This window comes from Pseudarthrobacter sp. PvP004 (assembly GCF_017876035.1).
GTDB lineage: Bacteria > Actinomycetota > Actinomycetes > Actinomycetales > Micrococcaceae > Arthrobacter > Arthrobacter aurescens_A.
Map to the genome: position 1 here is coordinate 2020937 of NZ_JAGINL010000001.1, position 16217 is coordinate 2037153.

At 58.3% G+C, this 16217-nt stretch carries 10 protein-coding genes and 1 pseudogene; 3 read left to right on the forward strand and 8 right to left on the reverse strand.

The features are described 5' to 3' along the window. Window positions 1-378: 378 nt before the first annotated feature. A pseudogene (locus J3A64_RS24105) lies at window positions 379-705 on the forward strand (PAS domain-containing protein); the annotation flags it as partial. Window positions 706-852: 147 nt separating this feature from the next. Here J3A64_RS24105 and J3A64_RS23680 read toward each other — a convergent pair. After that, entirely contained in the window at window positions 853-1299 is a 447-nt protein-coding gene (locus J3A64_RS23680; RefSeq protein ID WP_286176247.1) for a hypothetical protein, read from the reverse strand. A 917-nt stretch (window positions 1300-2216) separates the two neighbouring features. Between J3A64_RS23680 and mobF the strand changes: the two genes are divergently transcribed. Continuing rightward, window positions 2217-5783, forward strand: coding sequence for a MobF family relaxase (gene mobF, locus J3A64_RS09115; protein WP_210064167.1), 3567 nt, complete (start codon window positions 2217-2219; stop codon window positions 5781-5783). Between the two features lie 19 nt (window positions 5784-5802). Further along, window positions 5803-6306 (forward strand): hypothetical protein, encoded by a 504-nt coding sequence (locus J3A64_RS09120; protein ID WP_210064168.1) that lies wholly within the window; start codon window positions 5803-5805, stop codon window positions 6304-6306. Window positions 6307-6385: 79 nt separating this feature from the next. On the opposite strand, the gene J3A64_RS09125 is transcribed toward J3A64_RS09120, so the two are convergent. From J3A64_RS09125 to J3A64_RS09155, 7 genes are all read right to left on the reverse strand, one after another. Further along, entirely contained in the window at window positions 6386-6667 is a 282-nt protein-coding gene (locus J3A64_RS09125; RefSeq protein ID WP_210064169.1) for a hypothetical protein, read from the reverse strand. 99 nt (window positions 6668-6766) lie between these two features. Further along, window positions 6767-7273 carry a single-stranded DNA-binding protein gene (locus J3A64_RS09130; protein WP_210064170.1) on the reverse strand — a complete coding sequence of 169 codons (507 nt, stop codon included), beginning with the start codon at window positions 7271-7273 and terminating at the stop codon, window positions 6767-6769. A gap of 52 nt (window positions 7274-7325) precedes the next feature. Further along, window positions 7326-8483: an ArdC-like ssDNA-binding domain-containing protein gene (locus tag J3A64_RS09135; RefSeq protein WP_210064171.1), complete on the reverse strand. Its 1158-nt coding sequence runs from the start codon at window positions 8481-8483 to the stop codon at window positions 7326-7328. 84 nt (window positions 8484-8567) lie between these two features. Continuing rightward, entirely contained in the window at window positions 8568-9068 is a 501-nt protein-coding gene (locus J3A64_RS09140) for a hypothetical protein (RefSeq protein ID WP_210064172.1), read from the reverse strand. Beyond that, the gene (locus tag J3A64_RS09145; RefSeq protein ID WP_210064173.1) at window positions 9065-9463 is read right to left on the reverse strand and encodes a hypothetical protein; all 399 of its coding nucleotides are present in this window, start codon (window positions 9461-9463) and stop codon (window positions 9065-9067) included. The genes J3A64_RS09140 and J3A64_RS09145 overlap by 4 nt, the downstream gene beginning before the upstream one ends. Before the next feature lie 307 nt (window positions 9464-9770). Continuing rightward, a complete protein-coding gene (locus J3A64_RS09150) occupies window positions 9771-14021 on the reverse strand; it encodes a caspase family protein (protein WP_210064174.1) in 4251 nt (1416 codons plus the stop codon). Window positions 14022-14196: 175 nt separating this feature from the next. After that, window positions 14197-15402, reverse strand: a complete 1206-nt coding sequence (locus tag J3A64_RS09155; protein ID WP_210064175.1) for a hypothetical protein — start codon at window positions 15400-15402, stop codon at window positions 14197-14199. Window positions 15403-16217 lie beyond the last annotated feature (815 nt).

The following is a 16217-nucleotide window of genomic DNA, read 5'->3' on the forward strand; positions in this document are numbered from 1 at the left end:
TAGAGCCGACGGCATCAGCGCGCGTTGATTCCAAGCTCATCAAGCATGGGTACTGGCATGAAACAGTCAAACTTACGGGCCAGCTTCCTATGCTTCCAGTGAAACAGATCACGTTGGCTTGCGTCAAGAAAAAGTTTCACCAGACGGTTTCGAGTTCTGCTCAGTGGAACATTGAATTGTCATCAACGGTCGGGGGCGGTCGCATCCCTACCTCCCAAGGTCCCGGCGGGGAGCATCAGTAGGCCGCTTCAGCGCCTATTTACACAAAGTGTCAAAATCTCCTTTAGTAAGTGCGGCAAATTCAACAGACGAGAATGGAGCCTGATGTGGGCGATCAAGTAGAGGGAAGCTGGCGCCAGCTGCGGCGAGTCTCGGGGGATGGATGCTGAGTCCAACATTTGTGTCCTTGAGCTATTGGTGGAACCGCTCCAGGCATCGGCGCCCCAGCCGACCGAAGTCGTACTCCACGATCTACAGCGGATTCCCGATACCGTGCGGGCTATCGCCAGGATAGTGACGGGCCGGCGTATCGGCGACCTACCAACGGACATACTTCTCGAGCGGGTTGCCGCAGGCGACCTGAGTCATGAGATTGTGTATCGGTCGCAGTTGCCGGACGGACGAATTCTTCAAAGCACCACGATCATCTATTCGGACCAGAACGGCCATGACGCAGCAGCATTGTGCCTGTACACAGACGTGTCGGCCTGGGTGACACTGCGAGCTGCAATGGACCGTTTTGTTCTGGGCCACGAGGCAGCACCGGCCCAAACTCAGGCTACGCTCGCCGCTCACCGCGCGGGGCCGTCCTCGCTCAATGGCAGCGAATACTTTCCACACACGTTGAGGACCTCAGCGGTCGTCTCGTTGAAGCGGCAATCGCAGCCGTCGGGGTTGTCCCCGGGGCCATGCGCAAGGAACATAAAGTGCAGGTTGGTCGCCGAACTTGACCGGCGCGGCTTCTTTCTCAGTCTCCAGGCAGCCAAGGGCAGTCGGAGGGCGTCGGGTACCGTTGCCACTGTTGTCCCACCAGTCAGGGCGATTCAGCACAGCGTGTTCCGGCTCTTGAAGCACTGGATCATCTTCGGCCGAAGATACCGGTCGCGCTGCTTTGTCGGCCAGTTTCAACGGGGATTCAAGACCCTTGTCCTGAAGCTCGTAGTCATGCTTCCGGAGGATCTCAAAAGGCTCTTGGCTGACATGTTCGATGACCCAGATGTAGACCTGCGTGACGGGCAGGTCCCCGAGTGCGGCCGCAAGGAAGTTCGGGGACAGGATGTCCTTTGGCCTTGGGATCAAAGTAAGCGTCGAGCTTGGACCCGGGTACGCGGGAGCCGACGGAGAAGTGCTGGGTGTGTTTGTAGGCCTTCTCTTGGTCGGTGACGTAGGAGAGCGGTGCCACTGCGAAGCTTCCGATGCCTTGAACCCTTACGTCACCATCTGTTGGTCTAACTGTCCAGACCAACTCCCATTACTCAGAGCCACCAACCCTCAAGAGGAGGGAGGCTATCCGGCCCTATCGTCCGGACAGTATCTGGACGATAGGGCATAGAAGGTAGCTCACCACTCATAGCTTGGAACTGCTGTCATGGATACCCAAACGGGCAATAGCCCATGGCGCGGCAGGCCCGGTTCTTTAGCCTCAGCCAACGGTTCCGTCGAAACGGAACGCACCTATTATCGACAGTTTCTTAGTTTCCGCTCTAGACCATAGGTCGTGTTCCTAACAGAAAGCCCGTTCATTGCCACCACGGAGATGCCCTCACCGGCAATGACGATCACCCCCCAACGACCGCTGCCCCCTCCTTTCACACCTCTGGCATCCAAGGCGAGTCCGTTGGAAAATCATGCGGCGTTTGTATGCAGACCACATGAACGGGTGTGAACAAGCAGAGCTCGGGACATCATCCACATAGCGAGCCTAAAGACGGCGATCAACGCACTGACCGGCTCCTAACAGAGCTACGATCGCAGTCCTCCGAACTGGAACGGCTCCACGCCATCTACGCCGAACTTGAAACCAGAAACGGTCTCCTCCACAACGAAGTCCTGCGTCTGAAGCGTGCTCAGCGAACAAACGTCCAAGATCTCGCCCGGGTTGCCGCGGTCTTGCTCCAAATTTCGCGTGCAAAAGGCGTCGCCCTCGACCCAGTGACGCTCGACATTCTCCGTCGGCGAGGATGGTTGCCAGCGAGGAACCGCACCGGAGCACGACGATGACAATGTCCATCGCCAGGCTCTCCGTACGGTCAGGCCTCAAGTATCTGTTCAAGTCCACGATGCTGGACGATGCCTCCCCTACTCCCGCAGATACCATCAGCTATTACGTGAAAACCGGAACACCTCAGGGTTGTTGGTTGGGCAACGGTCTCCAGGGCATTGCCCGCACATCGGGAGCCAAGGTCACTGAATCCGATGCTCGTGCCGTGTTCCAAGACGCAGCCCATCCCGATAGCAAGGAACCGCTTGGAAGGCCCCACGGACAGCTAACTGTCAGCCAAGAGGCCAACATTCAAAGGGCGACAAAGCACGCTGTCGCCGGCTTCGACCTCACGTTCAGCGTCCCGAAATCCGTCTCCACGCTGTGGGCACTAAGCCCCCGCCTTCTGCAAGAACAAATCCTGCAGACCCATCACCACGCCGTCGAAGCAACGCTTGCCTGGATGGAACAGGAGGTCATCAACACCAGAGCCGGCCGAAACGGAGTAGCGCACGTCGGCACCCGAGGCGTCATCGCCGCAGCATTCGACCATTGGGAATCACGCGCCGGCGACCCTCAGCTCCACACCCACCTAGTCATCGCGAACCGAGTCCAGCGCGTCACGGACTGTGCCTGGGCGACCTTGGACTCCCGCTCCCTATACAAAGCAGTTGTCGCCGCCAGCGAACACTACAACGGGCTCCTCTTCGATGCGCTGCACGCCAGCCTCGGCACAGACACTGACATCCGTGCCCCGGCGCAAAACACTCATAACCCGAGCCAGCAACTCACTGGCGTCGCCGAAGCCCTTATCCGTGAATTCTCCAACCGTTCAAGGCTCATCGACATCGAGACCGATCGCCTGGTCAACCAGTGGATTACTGAACACGGAGCTCGCCCGACCGCGACAACAATCGTTAGATTGCGCCAGCAAGCCACGCTCTCGACTCGAACTCCCAAGAACGCTTCGCCATCGCCATTACGAAGACTGTCCGCACAATGGCGAGACAGAGCAAAGGCCACAGGTTTCGATCCCGAAACCGTCGTAGCTTCCACCATTCGGCGTTCCCGCTCTCGTCCTTTCCACATCGGCGACTTCGCCCCGGACTGGATTACCGCCGCCGGCTTGGTCACCCGACAACGTGTGGCGGCCAAGCGCTCAACCTGGAATCGCTGGAACCTGATCGCCGGGAGTGAGCGTGTGTGCGCTGAGATCCGTTGCGCCTGCCCTGCCGACCGCAACGCGCTGATCGATGCCGTGTCCACCGCGGCAGAGCGTCAATCCGTGCCACTCAACCAGTATCGGTACACCGTCCCTGCGGATGCGGCTGATGATCTGCGATTCGCCGGGCGCAGCGTCTTCGATTTCCACGGGTCGCGCCTCTACACGGATGAGTCGACACTCGCGTTCGAGGACCAAATTCTTGCGGCGAAGAACGACGACGGCGGCCCAGCCCTGCCCGTCGAAGTCGCCTTCGGGACGCTCACCTCATACAGAAACGGCGAAGGGTCACCACTACACAATGACCAACTGACGGCAGCATCGGATGTCCTGCTGGGCTCCAGCAGGCTCGACGCCATCGTCGGGCCGGCCGGGACAGGCAAGACGACGACCCTTGGCGCGGTCAAAGCAGCATGGGAGGCAACGTATGGGATGGGCAGCGTTGTTGGCTTGGCGCCGGCTGCTGCGAGCGCCGAGGTTCTCGGCTCGGAGCTGTGCATGGTTACTGAGAACGTCGCTAAGTGGCTGCATGAATCCGTTGGGTCTGGTGCAGCCGAACGGGCAGCGCGATGCTTCCAAGCGGACGATCGACTGCGTAGAGCATCCGTTCCTCACGGGCCTATCGTTACTCGACTTCAACAAGAAGTCGCTCGGCTGGCCGCCGAGCAGAACCAATGGCTGTTCCGGCCCAACCAGCTCGTGATAGTCGATGAAGCCGCCATGGTCTCAACGCTTCAGCTCGCAGCGCTGGTCTGTCAGGCCAAGGAAGCGGGAGCCAAGATCCTCTTGGTTGGGGATCCCGCCCAGCTCGATGCCATCGATGCCGGCGGTGTGCTTGGTTGGCTTGATCGGCAGGGCAAGGCAGCCCGGTTGAGCACGATCTGGCGTTTCAAGGATCCGTGGGAGCGGTCAGCTTCCCTCGGGCTGCGTGAGGGACGTCCGTCTGTGCTCGCAGAGTATGAGGATCACGGTCGCATTAGTCATGGCCACTACTCCGACATGGTCGACCACGCCTACTCCGCTTGGCACGCCGATATTCTGGCTGGCCGTGTCTCAGTCTTGATAGCTCCTGATAACGAGACCGTCCAAATGCTCAATGAACGGGCCCAAGCCGACCGGGTAGGTCTGGGCAACGTGGACGCGGAACGTATCGTGATCCTTCGGGACGGCCTTCGAGCCGGTCGTGGAGACATCGTCATTGCCCGTCGGAATGACAGATCCATTCGCGACGATCAAGGTGAGTTCCTTCGCAATGGGACGCTCCTCGAGGTCACAGGAGTCGATAGATTCCACGGTGTTCTGCGGGCTATACGGAAAGACACCGGAGCGGCCCTACTCCTGCCGAGCAGTTATGTGGAATCATCCCTGGAGCTGGGCTACGCCACCACCGCCCACCGCAGTCAAGGTCTCACTGTAGACACCGGCCACACCGTAGTGACTCCCGGCCGCCTCACGCGCGAGCTGCTGTATGTCAGCATGACTCGGGGGCGGCAATCCAACACGGCCTACGTCAGCGAGAACGACCCGGACGAAGACGAGATCCTGGATCCTAATGCCCGTTCGAGTTGGAGGGTGATCCTTAGCGAAGTCCTTGCCGCTGAAGGTGCGGAGCGAACGGCACACGAAGTACGGGACTTCGAACGGCAGCACGCCGACAGCCTCGAGCGCCTGAGCCGCGAGTACGACTACCTGGCTCAAATCGCTGCGGGCTTGGATTTCGCAAAGGCTATCGACGGTCTTATGCCCGGCCGCTCTGAGGAGATGCGCGAATCTCCAGCTTGGGGCGCCGCCGTTGCTGCCTGGCGACGAGCTAGCAACGTCAATCGTCCAGGAGGCTTACGCGTCTTGAGCGACAGTCTGAGCTCCGAGGCCAGCGCCCGGGACCTACGCGCAGTTGCCCACGCGCGGTTACGAGCATTCTGCTCGACCATGCCCCCATCGCTTATCGATCCGGTGACAGAGCGGTTGACTACCGACCGTACAGACCTTGCAGCGTTGCTCGACCAAGTACGACGGCGTATTGGGAACCGTGCGGAGCACGTCGCCAACGCGGCACTACTTGATGAGCCTGAATGGGCCACTGAATTGCGCGAGAACATCGGTGCGGGGGAAGAACCTTTCGAGTGGGCCGCGTTACATAAAGAGGTGGCAGTCTACAGGGATCGTTGGGGTGTCAATAGTGCAACCCTCCCCCTCGGTCCGACTCCGGCGGACTGGGAATGGGAACGGCGAGCGCAGTGGGACTACCTGCAGCGAGCAATCGTCCAAGTTGCCACACCACAGCCAGAGCTAAAAGATGTCCGCAACCCGTATGAGTTCGACTCCCCAATAGGCCTGACAAGGCCTGGATGGCAGCTTTAAACTAGAAGTTGGAGCAAGTATGCAGATGAACCCAGTCCTCAGGCCGAGAGTAGCAACACCCGCTCTTATCGTTGCGAGCGCAGTGGCGCTGGTGCTTGCTGTGATCCTAGCAGTTCTAAGCTTCACGATTTCCGGCACGGCCTGGTTGCTGGTATCCCTCACGATCCCCTGTGTAGTCCTGCTCTTCTGGGCCCAACGTCTCCGCGGCCAACGGCAGTGGCAGACCGAAGCAGCAGAACAATGGAAGCTGCTTGAGAGCCTGAAGGCGGCCGGCGGGACCACAACCGAGGTCACCGTCCTAACCGTAGATGCCCCTCAGCCGACCGGCGCCTGGATCACCATCCGGTGGAATCGCTTCGACTACATCCAACCGGCATGGATCGAAGCACTCCCCGAGCCAATCTGGCCTGGATCTGTTCTGCTGATTCGGCCAGATCCAGCGCAGGTGCAACCGGGAGCTCCATGGCCTTCGACCTACCGCATCAGCGGCGACCAAGTCTTAGCGTGGGCGCCGCTGGTCTAGTCGTTGCGTCCGCTAACTCCGGCGGCGGTTCAACCACTTCGTAGTTCCGGCATACCCAGTTGAAGCCGATACCAAGAACCTACAGTGTCCGCCCCCTCCATGATTCTGCGTCCACGCGCCTTACCTGCCCTGCCGGGAACCACTCAACGTGATAGACCCGCTGGTCGTCCGCCCACTCGACCAGCCCAAAGGTCCTCGTATATTTGATTGCCCGACCGTAGATCTCCCCAACGCGAACGAGAGGCTGATCACCAGGTTCCAGCTCAATGATCTTGCCGTCGTCAGGCTTTGGGTGGCTATTGTCTGCGTCAATCTGCGCCATCATCCGGGCGAAAGCGGTGGAGTCTTGCTTCGGTCTCATACCAACAAGATTAGAACATATATTCGAACGCGGATGTTGAGTACAAATAGAGCCCACGTCTCAACAATCGAGACGTGGGCCAGAAACCGCGAAAACCGATCAGACCGTCATGTCATTCACCGGAGCTCCGCCTAAAGGGGACGCCACCACCGGCCCCTTCGTGGTCACGTTGTACGCGGGCCAGCCAGTCGCCGTCGTCGCTTGTGGCCCGGTTGCCTCTACAGCCGCCTCGGGCTCCGAGACTGCACGGGCCGAGCACTGATACGTGGCCGTGCCAAAGCGAAGATCTGGACCGATGGTGTCAGCGATGATCCGCCGGGCTTCGCGTCGTTCCCCGTCCTTGTCGTAGGCACGGAATTCAAGCTCTCCCGACACTGTCACAGGGTCACCCTTCTTCAGAGAAGTAGAAGCATTCTCCGCGAGCATCCGGAACGCCGACACGTTGTGGAAGACCGGTTCGCCGTCTCGCCACGTCCCATCCGGGTTCTGAATCCGCTGGTTCACGGCAACGCGGAGCTTCGCATGCGGAGTTCCGGATTCCCCGATGGTCAGTTCGGGATCTGCGACCAGGTTCCCCGCGATGGTGATGGGGATCTTTGTATTCATGATGGGTTACCTTCCTTAGTCGACGGGCCTCTCCCGACGGACATCTGCGCGTTCAGGGACCAGCAATCTCAGGACCGTTCAATGACGCGTTCGGTCCAGGGACGCCGGCATATGTCGGGCTTGCCACAACGGAGGGGTCAGCACTGGCGGCAGCGAACTTCCCTCCGAATCCAGGAGGATCCGAGACTGCCAGGATCCCCTTGGTTGCCGCGGTCACCCGTCCTAGCACCGACTTGGCGATGTCGACACGCGACGTCGGCACCCAGCCCTCTACGGCGTCGTGCTTCAAGTCCTTCTCCGCCCTGATCACAGCGTCGGCCCAGCCAGCCAGGTAGGACGCTGATTGCGGTCCCCGATCGATGCCATGGGCTCGCAGGACGGTATAGGCAACCGATTCGGCTTCCACTTCCGCCAGGCCGCGATGGTTCGCGCTGCTTCCATACAGCCGCCCCAGGCGGTCGTCCGGTCCGTGCAAAAGAACGTGACCAAGTTCGTGGGCCAGAACCGCTACCCGCTCCTCGTCGTTCATCCAGGCACCGACCTGAATTCGACGAAAATCAAAGTCGGTGTAGCCACTTGTGTAGCCGTGTTGGAATCCCGACACCTCGACCCGGAAACTGTGTTCTTTAGCGACCTCCCGCAGGGAACTCCACAGATGACCCACGTCCGCCCCACCTTTAGGATCCGCGCGAGGCACCAACAGCGGCGTACCCTCCGTTTGGGTGACGTCAAAGACAGCCTGCCCGCGCCAACCAGTGATCACGTTCTTCTTGCCTCTGCTGACGGCATCAACAGGTGCAGTCTGATTCGCTGGCAGGAGCTTGCACTGTCCGTCGGGCAAAATCAGTTCCTGCATGGAGGCAGTCCGGGGCGCGATCACCCAGAGCGCGTGCTCTCCCCGCAGAACTGTTCTCCCGTGCCGGGCCCAGTCTTTGTAGCCAGCCACCAGAGTCGGCTCTTGGGTACCGCGCTGCGCCATCTGCATCATCAGCAGGGCGACGTTACCTCCTGAGTACCGCCACAGGGTTGCGGAGGCGTCAAGCAGAACCTGCCAGCGCATGGGCGAATCAATGGCTTCCACAAGTGCTGTGTGAAGTCCCCTGGTCAGGTCGGCTACGCGCTCCTCAGGTGACAGGCGAACGTTCGACGGCGGCGCGGCGGCTTCTTCAGCCCCGCTTGCGTCAGCATTCAGTTCAGATTCAGAGGCCACGACAGCCATCCTTCGTGCTTCTAGACGGCCCCAAGTAGGGATCACCTATTCATGTCGAGCAAGCGAAGCAACGTCATGACGGGGTCAGCTTCGAGTCTGATGGGTGCCCAGCTTCCAGCCCTCGAAGTCCGGCTCGGCTGGCACGATCCTCATGACGGGTTCCTTGTGACTCTGCAACCCGACGCACCCAGCAGTCCGCGTGTGGGTTCGAAGACGCTCGACGCCGTGAGGCAGCCTTTCGTGGAACGCCAGCGGACCAAAACCCGAGTCGTCAGACGTGAAAGAAGCTGCTTCCGCGCGCTGAAGCGCATACAACTCGGCAACTATTTCCGAGTGCCGCCACCAACAATCCGGCACCACCGACGTAGTCAGCTGATACGTCGCAACGAACCACCGCACCCAGTCAAAGAGGCTCTGCCACACTGCTTCCGCCTGCGCCGATGACATATCCCGCCAACGATGGGTCACGCCAGCGTTGCGCGGCGACGGCTGAAACGAAGAACGGAACAGTTCCGCGGTTAGTTCGCCGTCCAAATCAGATACCCGTCCCACCTCGAAGTCAGAGTCATCCGCCTGCGTGCTCAAGAATCAGCCTCGCTGTCTGCTGCTTGCCTACTCATATGGCCGGCGGCCAATTCCCGCTCGGTCTCCAACTTCGATCGCCCCAGCTCAGCGGCGTCCTTGCGCTCATGCCAGTCTCGTAGGTCCAAGAGAATAGGCCTCGTGCGGCGGCCGAGCATGAGCGCCGTACCAACAGGAAGGCGCCGGATCTCACGAGGCGGATCACTGGGCTCTCCCGGATCTGCTCGCCGTCCTGGCGGCCCTGGGACGACCAAGAGCATCGCGGCTCCGATCATCGCCACGATGGCGATGACGATGAAGGCGCCGACGAGGATGCCCCCGCCGATCTGCTTCAACGACTCAAGAAAAGGGACATTCGCGGTTGGTGTGACCCCAGGATCCACCGCTGCCAGAAACATCTGGTGCTCCATCCAGTCGTCTTCCAATGGAATTAGCTGATTGGGCTCACGACTTCATGGATGGGGTGGGAGAGAACGACATGACGGCTCACGACATCCGCGTACTACGCGACTTATGACCCGGGCGGCGGAAACAGGCGTCCGGCTGCCTCGGCACTCATCCTGACGCTAAGGTGTTGCCGGTTTGTATCTTCACTGCACGTGTCCACAGTGCGCGAAACGACCTGCACATGACTGTCAGCTTTAGGTGACTTGACCACATGATTCAAGGGCTACGGTTAGTGGTTCACACGGCTCCGCCGTGAATCTACTCCACGTTCTGCCGTTCGACCCTTGGATTCCTCCAGTCGGCCAGATCGTCATCCATTTCCGCCCAAGCAGAGGACGCAGACAACAGAGCCGCGTCTCGAACCACCGTCGCCAATCGCTCGCGAACATGCGGCGTTAGTTCCTTAAGGTCTAAGACCCGGTTCGCGAGGCCCAGAAGATCCCGGTGGACCACAAGATTCAAGGATCCCGCTACTTCTCCAGCAAAGCGACTCTCCATTGTCGTTAAGGCTTCTAGTAGAGCAACGTGTGCCGATCGTCCGCCATCGCGAACAACGGCGCGGATAGTGGGCAGCCACGCGTTCGCAACGTCCTTGGACATGGCGGAGGTAGGGTTTGAAAGCGCGAGTCGCTTTCCAAAGCCGATCATAAAAGCCGCCTTTTCCGCCACAGTGGGACCGGGCATCAGCCTATGCCTGTCTGTAATGAAACTAGACGCGTTAATGGCCCGCTTTGTATCTGCTTCGGCTTGGAAAACCTTTTCGACAAGCAATGGCCAATCTTCAGCCTTGCAAGTCGCGGCAAAAATCTTAACATCGAGCCTTTTCGCTTCTCGGACCGCCAAGGAGTCGCTGCTCACATGTGAACCTGCACTCACCGCCAGGAATGGATCCAGCAATAACCGCACTTCTCCTGGGGTATAACGGCCCGTGTTGAATCCATGTGTCAGCACTTCGATGGCAGCGAGGTTGGGCGCACCCTGCCCCGGCCGAAGCCGAAGACGTTCGTCTTCGACGGACGGAAAGGCAAGTAAACCAGCAACCACAGCAGCACTGAAAAGTCGTGCGGCAAGACTTCGTGCTGGCCCCGAGGACGATGCCAACGACTCATTTACGTTACTCTCGAGGAGAGCCCGATCTTCGGAAGAGAGCTCAAATGGACGGAGCGAATGCAGCTGTACCAGATGCAGCATTGCCTGGTTATCTCTGAGCATTAGTATGAGGCTAACGACCACAGACGCTTCTTCCTCAGCTCCTTCTGGAGAGCGAGCCCTTTGCGAGAGATAGCGCCTGCCCGCGTCAGCAATCCGCACCTCACCTGCAACGGCCGCCTTTAACGCAGCCTGCGCAGTCGTGCCTCCCCCGGCTGCGGCCTTGATCACGACAGTTAGAAGGACATCGGGATCAAGCCATAGCGATGTCTCCGATTTGTGCAGGTGCGTTCCAAGCGCCGAGACAGCCAACTCCCCGATCGCAGCTGCTGTGCTGGAAGGACATTCGGACCGCTCAAGTGTCCGCCGCAAGGTATCGGCCCAACGACCAGGGAGTCCCGATACGTCTCTCTTCGGGACCGGAAGGCCCTCAGCCAATGCTGACACAATGGCATTCCGATTGTCCCCGCGAGCGACTTGAAGTAGGGGCACGAGAACACCATGGTGGAACTCGGCGTGGACTTCGGGAGATTCAACCTGCAGCAGCAACTGCAGAATCTGCTCCACCACGGATTCTGGTGTTGTCTCGTCAATGGCGAGGAGCACGCCCACGGTCAGATCCAGATCCCTAGTCGGGACATCACTTCCTCTAGCCTGCACCAAGGGTTGCATTATCAAGCGGCTGGCTTCCGACCAGCCCTCGGAGCCAATCAACATACGCGCTTCATTGCGATGTATCAGAGCCAGAGAGGTACGCACCTCAGCGGCTACTGTGAGGCCCGCCCCTACCCTTGAGCACCACTCGACGACAATCTCCGTGAGCTCTCCGTCGAACACCGCAAGTCCGTTGAAGACGTCCGCTGCTACCGCCGGTCGCCGGCTAGTCTTCGCGTGTCCGACAATCCGCTCCAGGGCCGCCAAGACGCGTTCAGGGTCGGTGGGCAACAAGCCAATAATGATTTGGGTAAGACGAGGGTCGATATGGTACTTGGCCTCAGAGTTGGCTCCATAGACATCCTCAGGAACAATGGCCAGCTCCGGCAGCATATTAACCGCGATTCGCGGTGAGGACTCCGCAACTCGGCCAAAGGCTTCGATAGCGGGGGACCTCCCCTTGTCCCACCGCCTGGCAGAGGCCACAATGGCCTTCGCCTCGATAGCTCCGACAATCCGTCCTGGCGTGGGTAAAAGTCTCAGAGCCTGGCGGGCAAGGTCCACGGCTCCGTGCGCGATGATACTTTCGAACAGCCCAACCAGCTTGGATGAGCCAACCGGCACTTGAGCGACCACCCGCATCACCGTTTGCTGAAGAGAAACAGGCAGCTTTGTGCCTTCCGGCACCTCATCGGCGGTGGCACTTGGCACTAGTACTTGTCTTAAGTCCGATAACAATGCTTCTGCTTCTCGCATGGCCGGAAGCCGAGTTTCGGCGGAGTGCCAAGCACAGAGCCACGTTTGCTCGAGAACCGCCAGCAAGAAGTAATCTCCTGAATGTGTCCGGGCACGTTCTATGAGTACCTGTAGTCCGACATGGCCGCCGGACTCAATCAAACCCTGAGCAGCCGCAAACTCGAAGAACGTTTGGTGAAAGAATCTAAACGTACCAGCCCGAATCTCCCCCACGCCCCTGGCGACCATGGCCTCTACGTCTCTAACGAACTGGTCTGAACTTGTTGTGCTGGGTAAGGCCACTGAGCCAAGATTGATCTCTGGTGACCCCTGCCGAAGCATCTCCAGACCAATCAAGCGGCCAGTCTCCGAAAGGTCCGAACCCTTAACCGACGATGCCGAAACTTGGTCACGGCGATCCTGCTGGACCCGATCGAGCCAGTATTTCTGGTAAAGACCCGTGACACTCAGATCTTCAGGCACTGAATTTGGAGCGTAGAGCTGAAACAGCATCTTTAAAAATAGGGGACGCAGGCACAACATCGCCATTGACTGTCTCCGGGCAACTGTGTTCACCAGCTGATGAATCAAGACGTCAATTCTCGCCCCGTAGTTCACCCGGAACATCTTGGCATGAGAAGCAACAGCGCGCTCAAACTCGGATGTTCCACCCACTGACGGAACGTCCTGCGAGTAGTCCCCCAAATCTGTGCTCAGTCCGCCCAAGAGCCGACGGTTCCATCCGTGGGGTAGCAGTTTTGCTTCCTCGGGCCTTGACGTAACCACGACCGAATGGCCAGCATACGCCAGCGATTCAACGAGAAAAACCAACGTTGCGTGACCTTGCTCATCAGCCACCAGCGTGTCCGCTGTATCTATGAGCACTGATACTTTCTTGCCCTCAGCAGCAAGCACCCGAGCAGTCTCAACAACCACATCTGAAGAGAACGGTGCCTGGTCCGGTCCCCGAAGCATCCACGGTGCTCGTATGAACAGCACCGAAGCGCCCGGCTCAGTGGCTAGCGTGCTGCCAAGACCCCACAAGAGGCTCGTTTTGCCTGCACCGGGCTTGCCGGTCACGAGTAGGGGGCTCATGCCTGGATCACGCAACGCAGTCACCAATGGGACTTCAAGATCCCGCCGAACATACAGCCCGCCGGCGAAGGCGGAGCCTCCGTCTTCCATTTCGACGCCGGGAACGCGACCTGCGTCTTCTAATGCCATGCGGCTGCGGAGGAAAAACTGCTGCATGTGCCCGTCTGTCAACACCCGAACATCGCTGGGGTTGGAGTCAACCGTTACTTCTGTGTCTGAAATCCTACTTATCATCTGCCGGGCTTCATTAGATTCCACCCATTTTCTTATGGTGCCCAAGCCCGGGGCACTATAGTCAATACAGACCACGGTCTGTCGACCTAGTCTTGTTTCCATTAAGCTCTGCATTCGCGTGTGTGCTATCTTGAAGACTTCTGTCAAATCCACAGGCCACATATTTTCTTGACTCGACAATACGTCGAAAAAAATTTTAGAGAAATAGCCAGTGCCAGCGTTACTGTCGTTATGGGCACGTTCACCCCGGTCCGCTGCAAAAATAGCAAACTGATTGATTGATGGCTGCTGTTGGCCGCGACTTCCTATTCTCTGCGGAAGAGAATTGAGGAGCATGGAAAGATCCTCAAAATTTGCGCAGGCATCAACAATCACGTGCTGCATACGGCTACCTTGATACTGATCAGTCCGGAGGTCGGATAAGAATCCACTGAGTTGCAAGTTTGCCATATATGACTCATTGGCATCGGCAGTAAAAAGCACGCGGTTTTGATCATTATCCATAAGGCCGTGCCCGCCCCAATAGAAGATCAAAAAATCATTCGAAATCTTCGGAAGCTCCCTAAACAAGAAGGAATGAATTGCTTCCTCGGTTGCCTTCTGGATTTCGATATCTTTTGCTAGTGCACGGCATTCATCCATATTCTGCGGCAGGGGGGCTATGAAAAGCTCTATACTGGCTTCTGGGACGCCACGCGAAACCAGCCACCGCGCAAATCGGCACGCGTCCAGTGCCGGACCATTGAGGTTGCCGAGCCGTGGTGATCATATTCTTCCACGCCTACGACTACCGCTCGCGTTGTCTCTGGGGACGATGTCACGGAAGAATTCCGTCAAGAATCGTGTAGAACTTTGGATTCCCAAAGTAGGCACTGTGATTTCTGGGGAAGGGTGATGCATTGTCGACGGGGTGATCTGTGCAAAGTCCAGGGAAGACACCCTGCGAGCTGTAAGCCAAGTGGTCACGTGGATCCAAGACGTTGTCCCAACGCGGAAACGAGGCGGGAAGTTGCTGGCCAAATTCGAGACTTGGTAATGCGTTGAGTTCATACAGCAGTCCAACCTGAGTACCAACGGTTACTAGCCCTCTGACCTGGCTGAACTGGTCCTCAACCAACAAATCCACAGCTGCTATGCCACCCAAACTGTGAGCCAGAATGACGACATCCTCTTTAGACTCAGAGATACGAGCTCGAAGGTGGGATCGTAAGCCCTCTCCACGGGCCAAGTACTTTAGGACATCTCCCATCGCTGGAGCCGCCTTCGGTACAAGGGCAGTGCGGCGATTCTCCAGTGGCGATAATAGTCCCAAGTCCAAAAGCATCCGCGCAGCGTTACCGAGGATCGCGGTCCCCATTCCACGATAATTACCTCCTAAGGCGTCAATGAGAGCTGCCACAAGTTCGTCACGGTGAGAGCCATCGATCGAGGCCTTGGTACCCAACTGCTCATCAAGGTTATTCAAGCTGACTGCAATGAGTGCCCGTGACAAGGGGGCCATTTTTTCGACATTGTCGACATACGGATTCGCGAGGAATCGGTAGCACACAGGTTTTCTCAGAAGCGCTTCCACGGAGTCAATCGCTGCGTACTCCAGATCGGCATTCTTCAGCGCAGCCGTGACTCGGGCGTTCGTAGTAACAGCGCTTCTCAGGGCTGTCTCGACATCGGTTCTGCCTAACGGCTCAAACTGAATCCTTCCGGAGGATTTCGCCATCTCTTCGAGCTCGGCCAACGGATTAACTTCCAGGATCGCCCAGATGGCATCGGCTGCTTCATCTGTCGCTCCGGACGGTGTCCCCTTGGAACCATCGAGCTGCGGAGAACTTCTCTGATGACGCCAAGGTTTGGGAATGGACGCACCGGCTGCCAGAAGACTCGTTCCCTCCGCTTCCCCCCAGAGGCATGGGTCAGCCAAGTATGACGGCCGAACGCTTTCCAGCCCAGTTCGGAACTTAGAAAAGACGTGATCGAAGGCCTTCCGTCTGACGCCCGTCCCGTGAACGAACAGAATCCTCGTCATTGCGTTGGTCCCCCTGTGGCTACCTCCCCAGCCGCATGACCAAAACGCCGAACAGCAATAGGAGAGTGGGCTTTGAATGGCGCCAGGACTCCGGGCCTGCGCCTTTCAGCTATCAAAGCTCATAGTACAGATGCAGAAGGCAGCGGCTACTCGGCACGCTAAAGCCTGAAGGCCGTCACCAAGTTCGGTTAAGAGGGGTTCGACGGCGGACACGACGGCAGCATGATGCACTCCGCTCAAATCGAGTCACTTAAAAGGTCAAAATAGGTAGTGTCAGTGTTCCACTCCATGGGGTGTAAGAGAGTCCCAACAGAAGGGTTCAGGGCGCTATACATCATTCCATTGCCTGCGTAGATCCCTACGTGGCCCCAGATGTTCGGCCCTTGGAGATTTTGTACCACCAGATCACCAACCTGCGGGTTGAAACTCCAGTCGCGCTTACCGGTTCGCTGTGTCTATGCGTCCCGCCGCTGACCTAGCAACGAACTCCCAAATTTATTGAACTCCTCGGCTCTGGACATGTCCAGAGCCTCCAAGAATACGCGCTGGCCAGGAAACGGTCACTTGGATGTCCGCCGTTCAGTGCAAGCTCAGCCCTTTGCTTCCACTAGTAACGACTCATGTTTAAAGCCAAAATGATCGAGAGCTGCTGTGAATTTGTTGAGGTGACATTGTGGTGTGGCCATGGCTAGTAGGCGCCGAACTCGGCTGCCCAACGTAGAAAACCCGCCGATCCTCGCGCACATGATCAGCAATCCATGCAGCTTGCGTCAGCGCGGTGACAGTGAGTCCAGTCACAACAATCAGCTCTTGCA

Bases quoted from the DNA above. Each gene is read 5' to 3' on its own strand.
- J3A64_RS09125 (WP_210064169.1), bottom strand. From the start codon at position 6,667: ATGAGACCGAAGCAAGACTCCACCGCTTTCGCCCGGATGATGGCGCAG.
- J3A64_RS09150 (WP_210064174.1), bottom strand. From the start codon at position 14,021: ATGGATGAATGCCGTGCACTAGCAAAAGATATCGAAATCCAGAAGGCA.
- mobF (WP_210064167.1), top strand. From the start codon at position 2,217: ATGACAATGTCCATCGCCAGGCTCTCCGTACGGTCAGGCCTCAAGTAT.
- J3A64_RS09130 (WP_210064170.1), bottom strand. From the start codon at position 7,273: ATGAATACAAAGATCCCCATCACCATCGCGGGGAACCTGGTCGCAGAT.
- J3A64_RS09145 (WP_210064173.1), bottom strand. From the start codon at position 9,463: ATGTTTCTGGCAGCGGTGGATCCTGGGGTCACACCAACCGCGAATGTC.
- J3A64_RS09155 (WP_210064175.1), bottom strand. From the start codon at position 15,402: ATGACGAGGATTCTGTTCGTTCACGGGACGGGCGTCAGACGGAAGGCC.
- J3A64_RS09120 (WP_210064168.1), top strand. From the start codon at position 5,803: ATGCAGATGAACCCAGTCCTCAGGCCGAGAGTAGCAACACCCGCTCTT.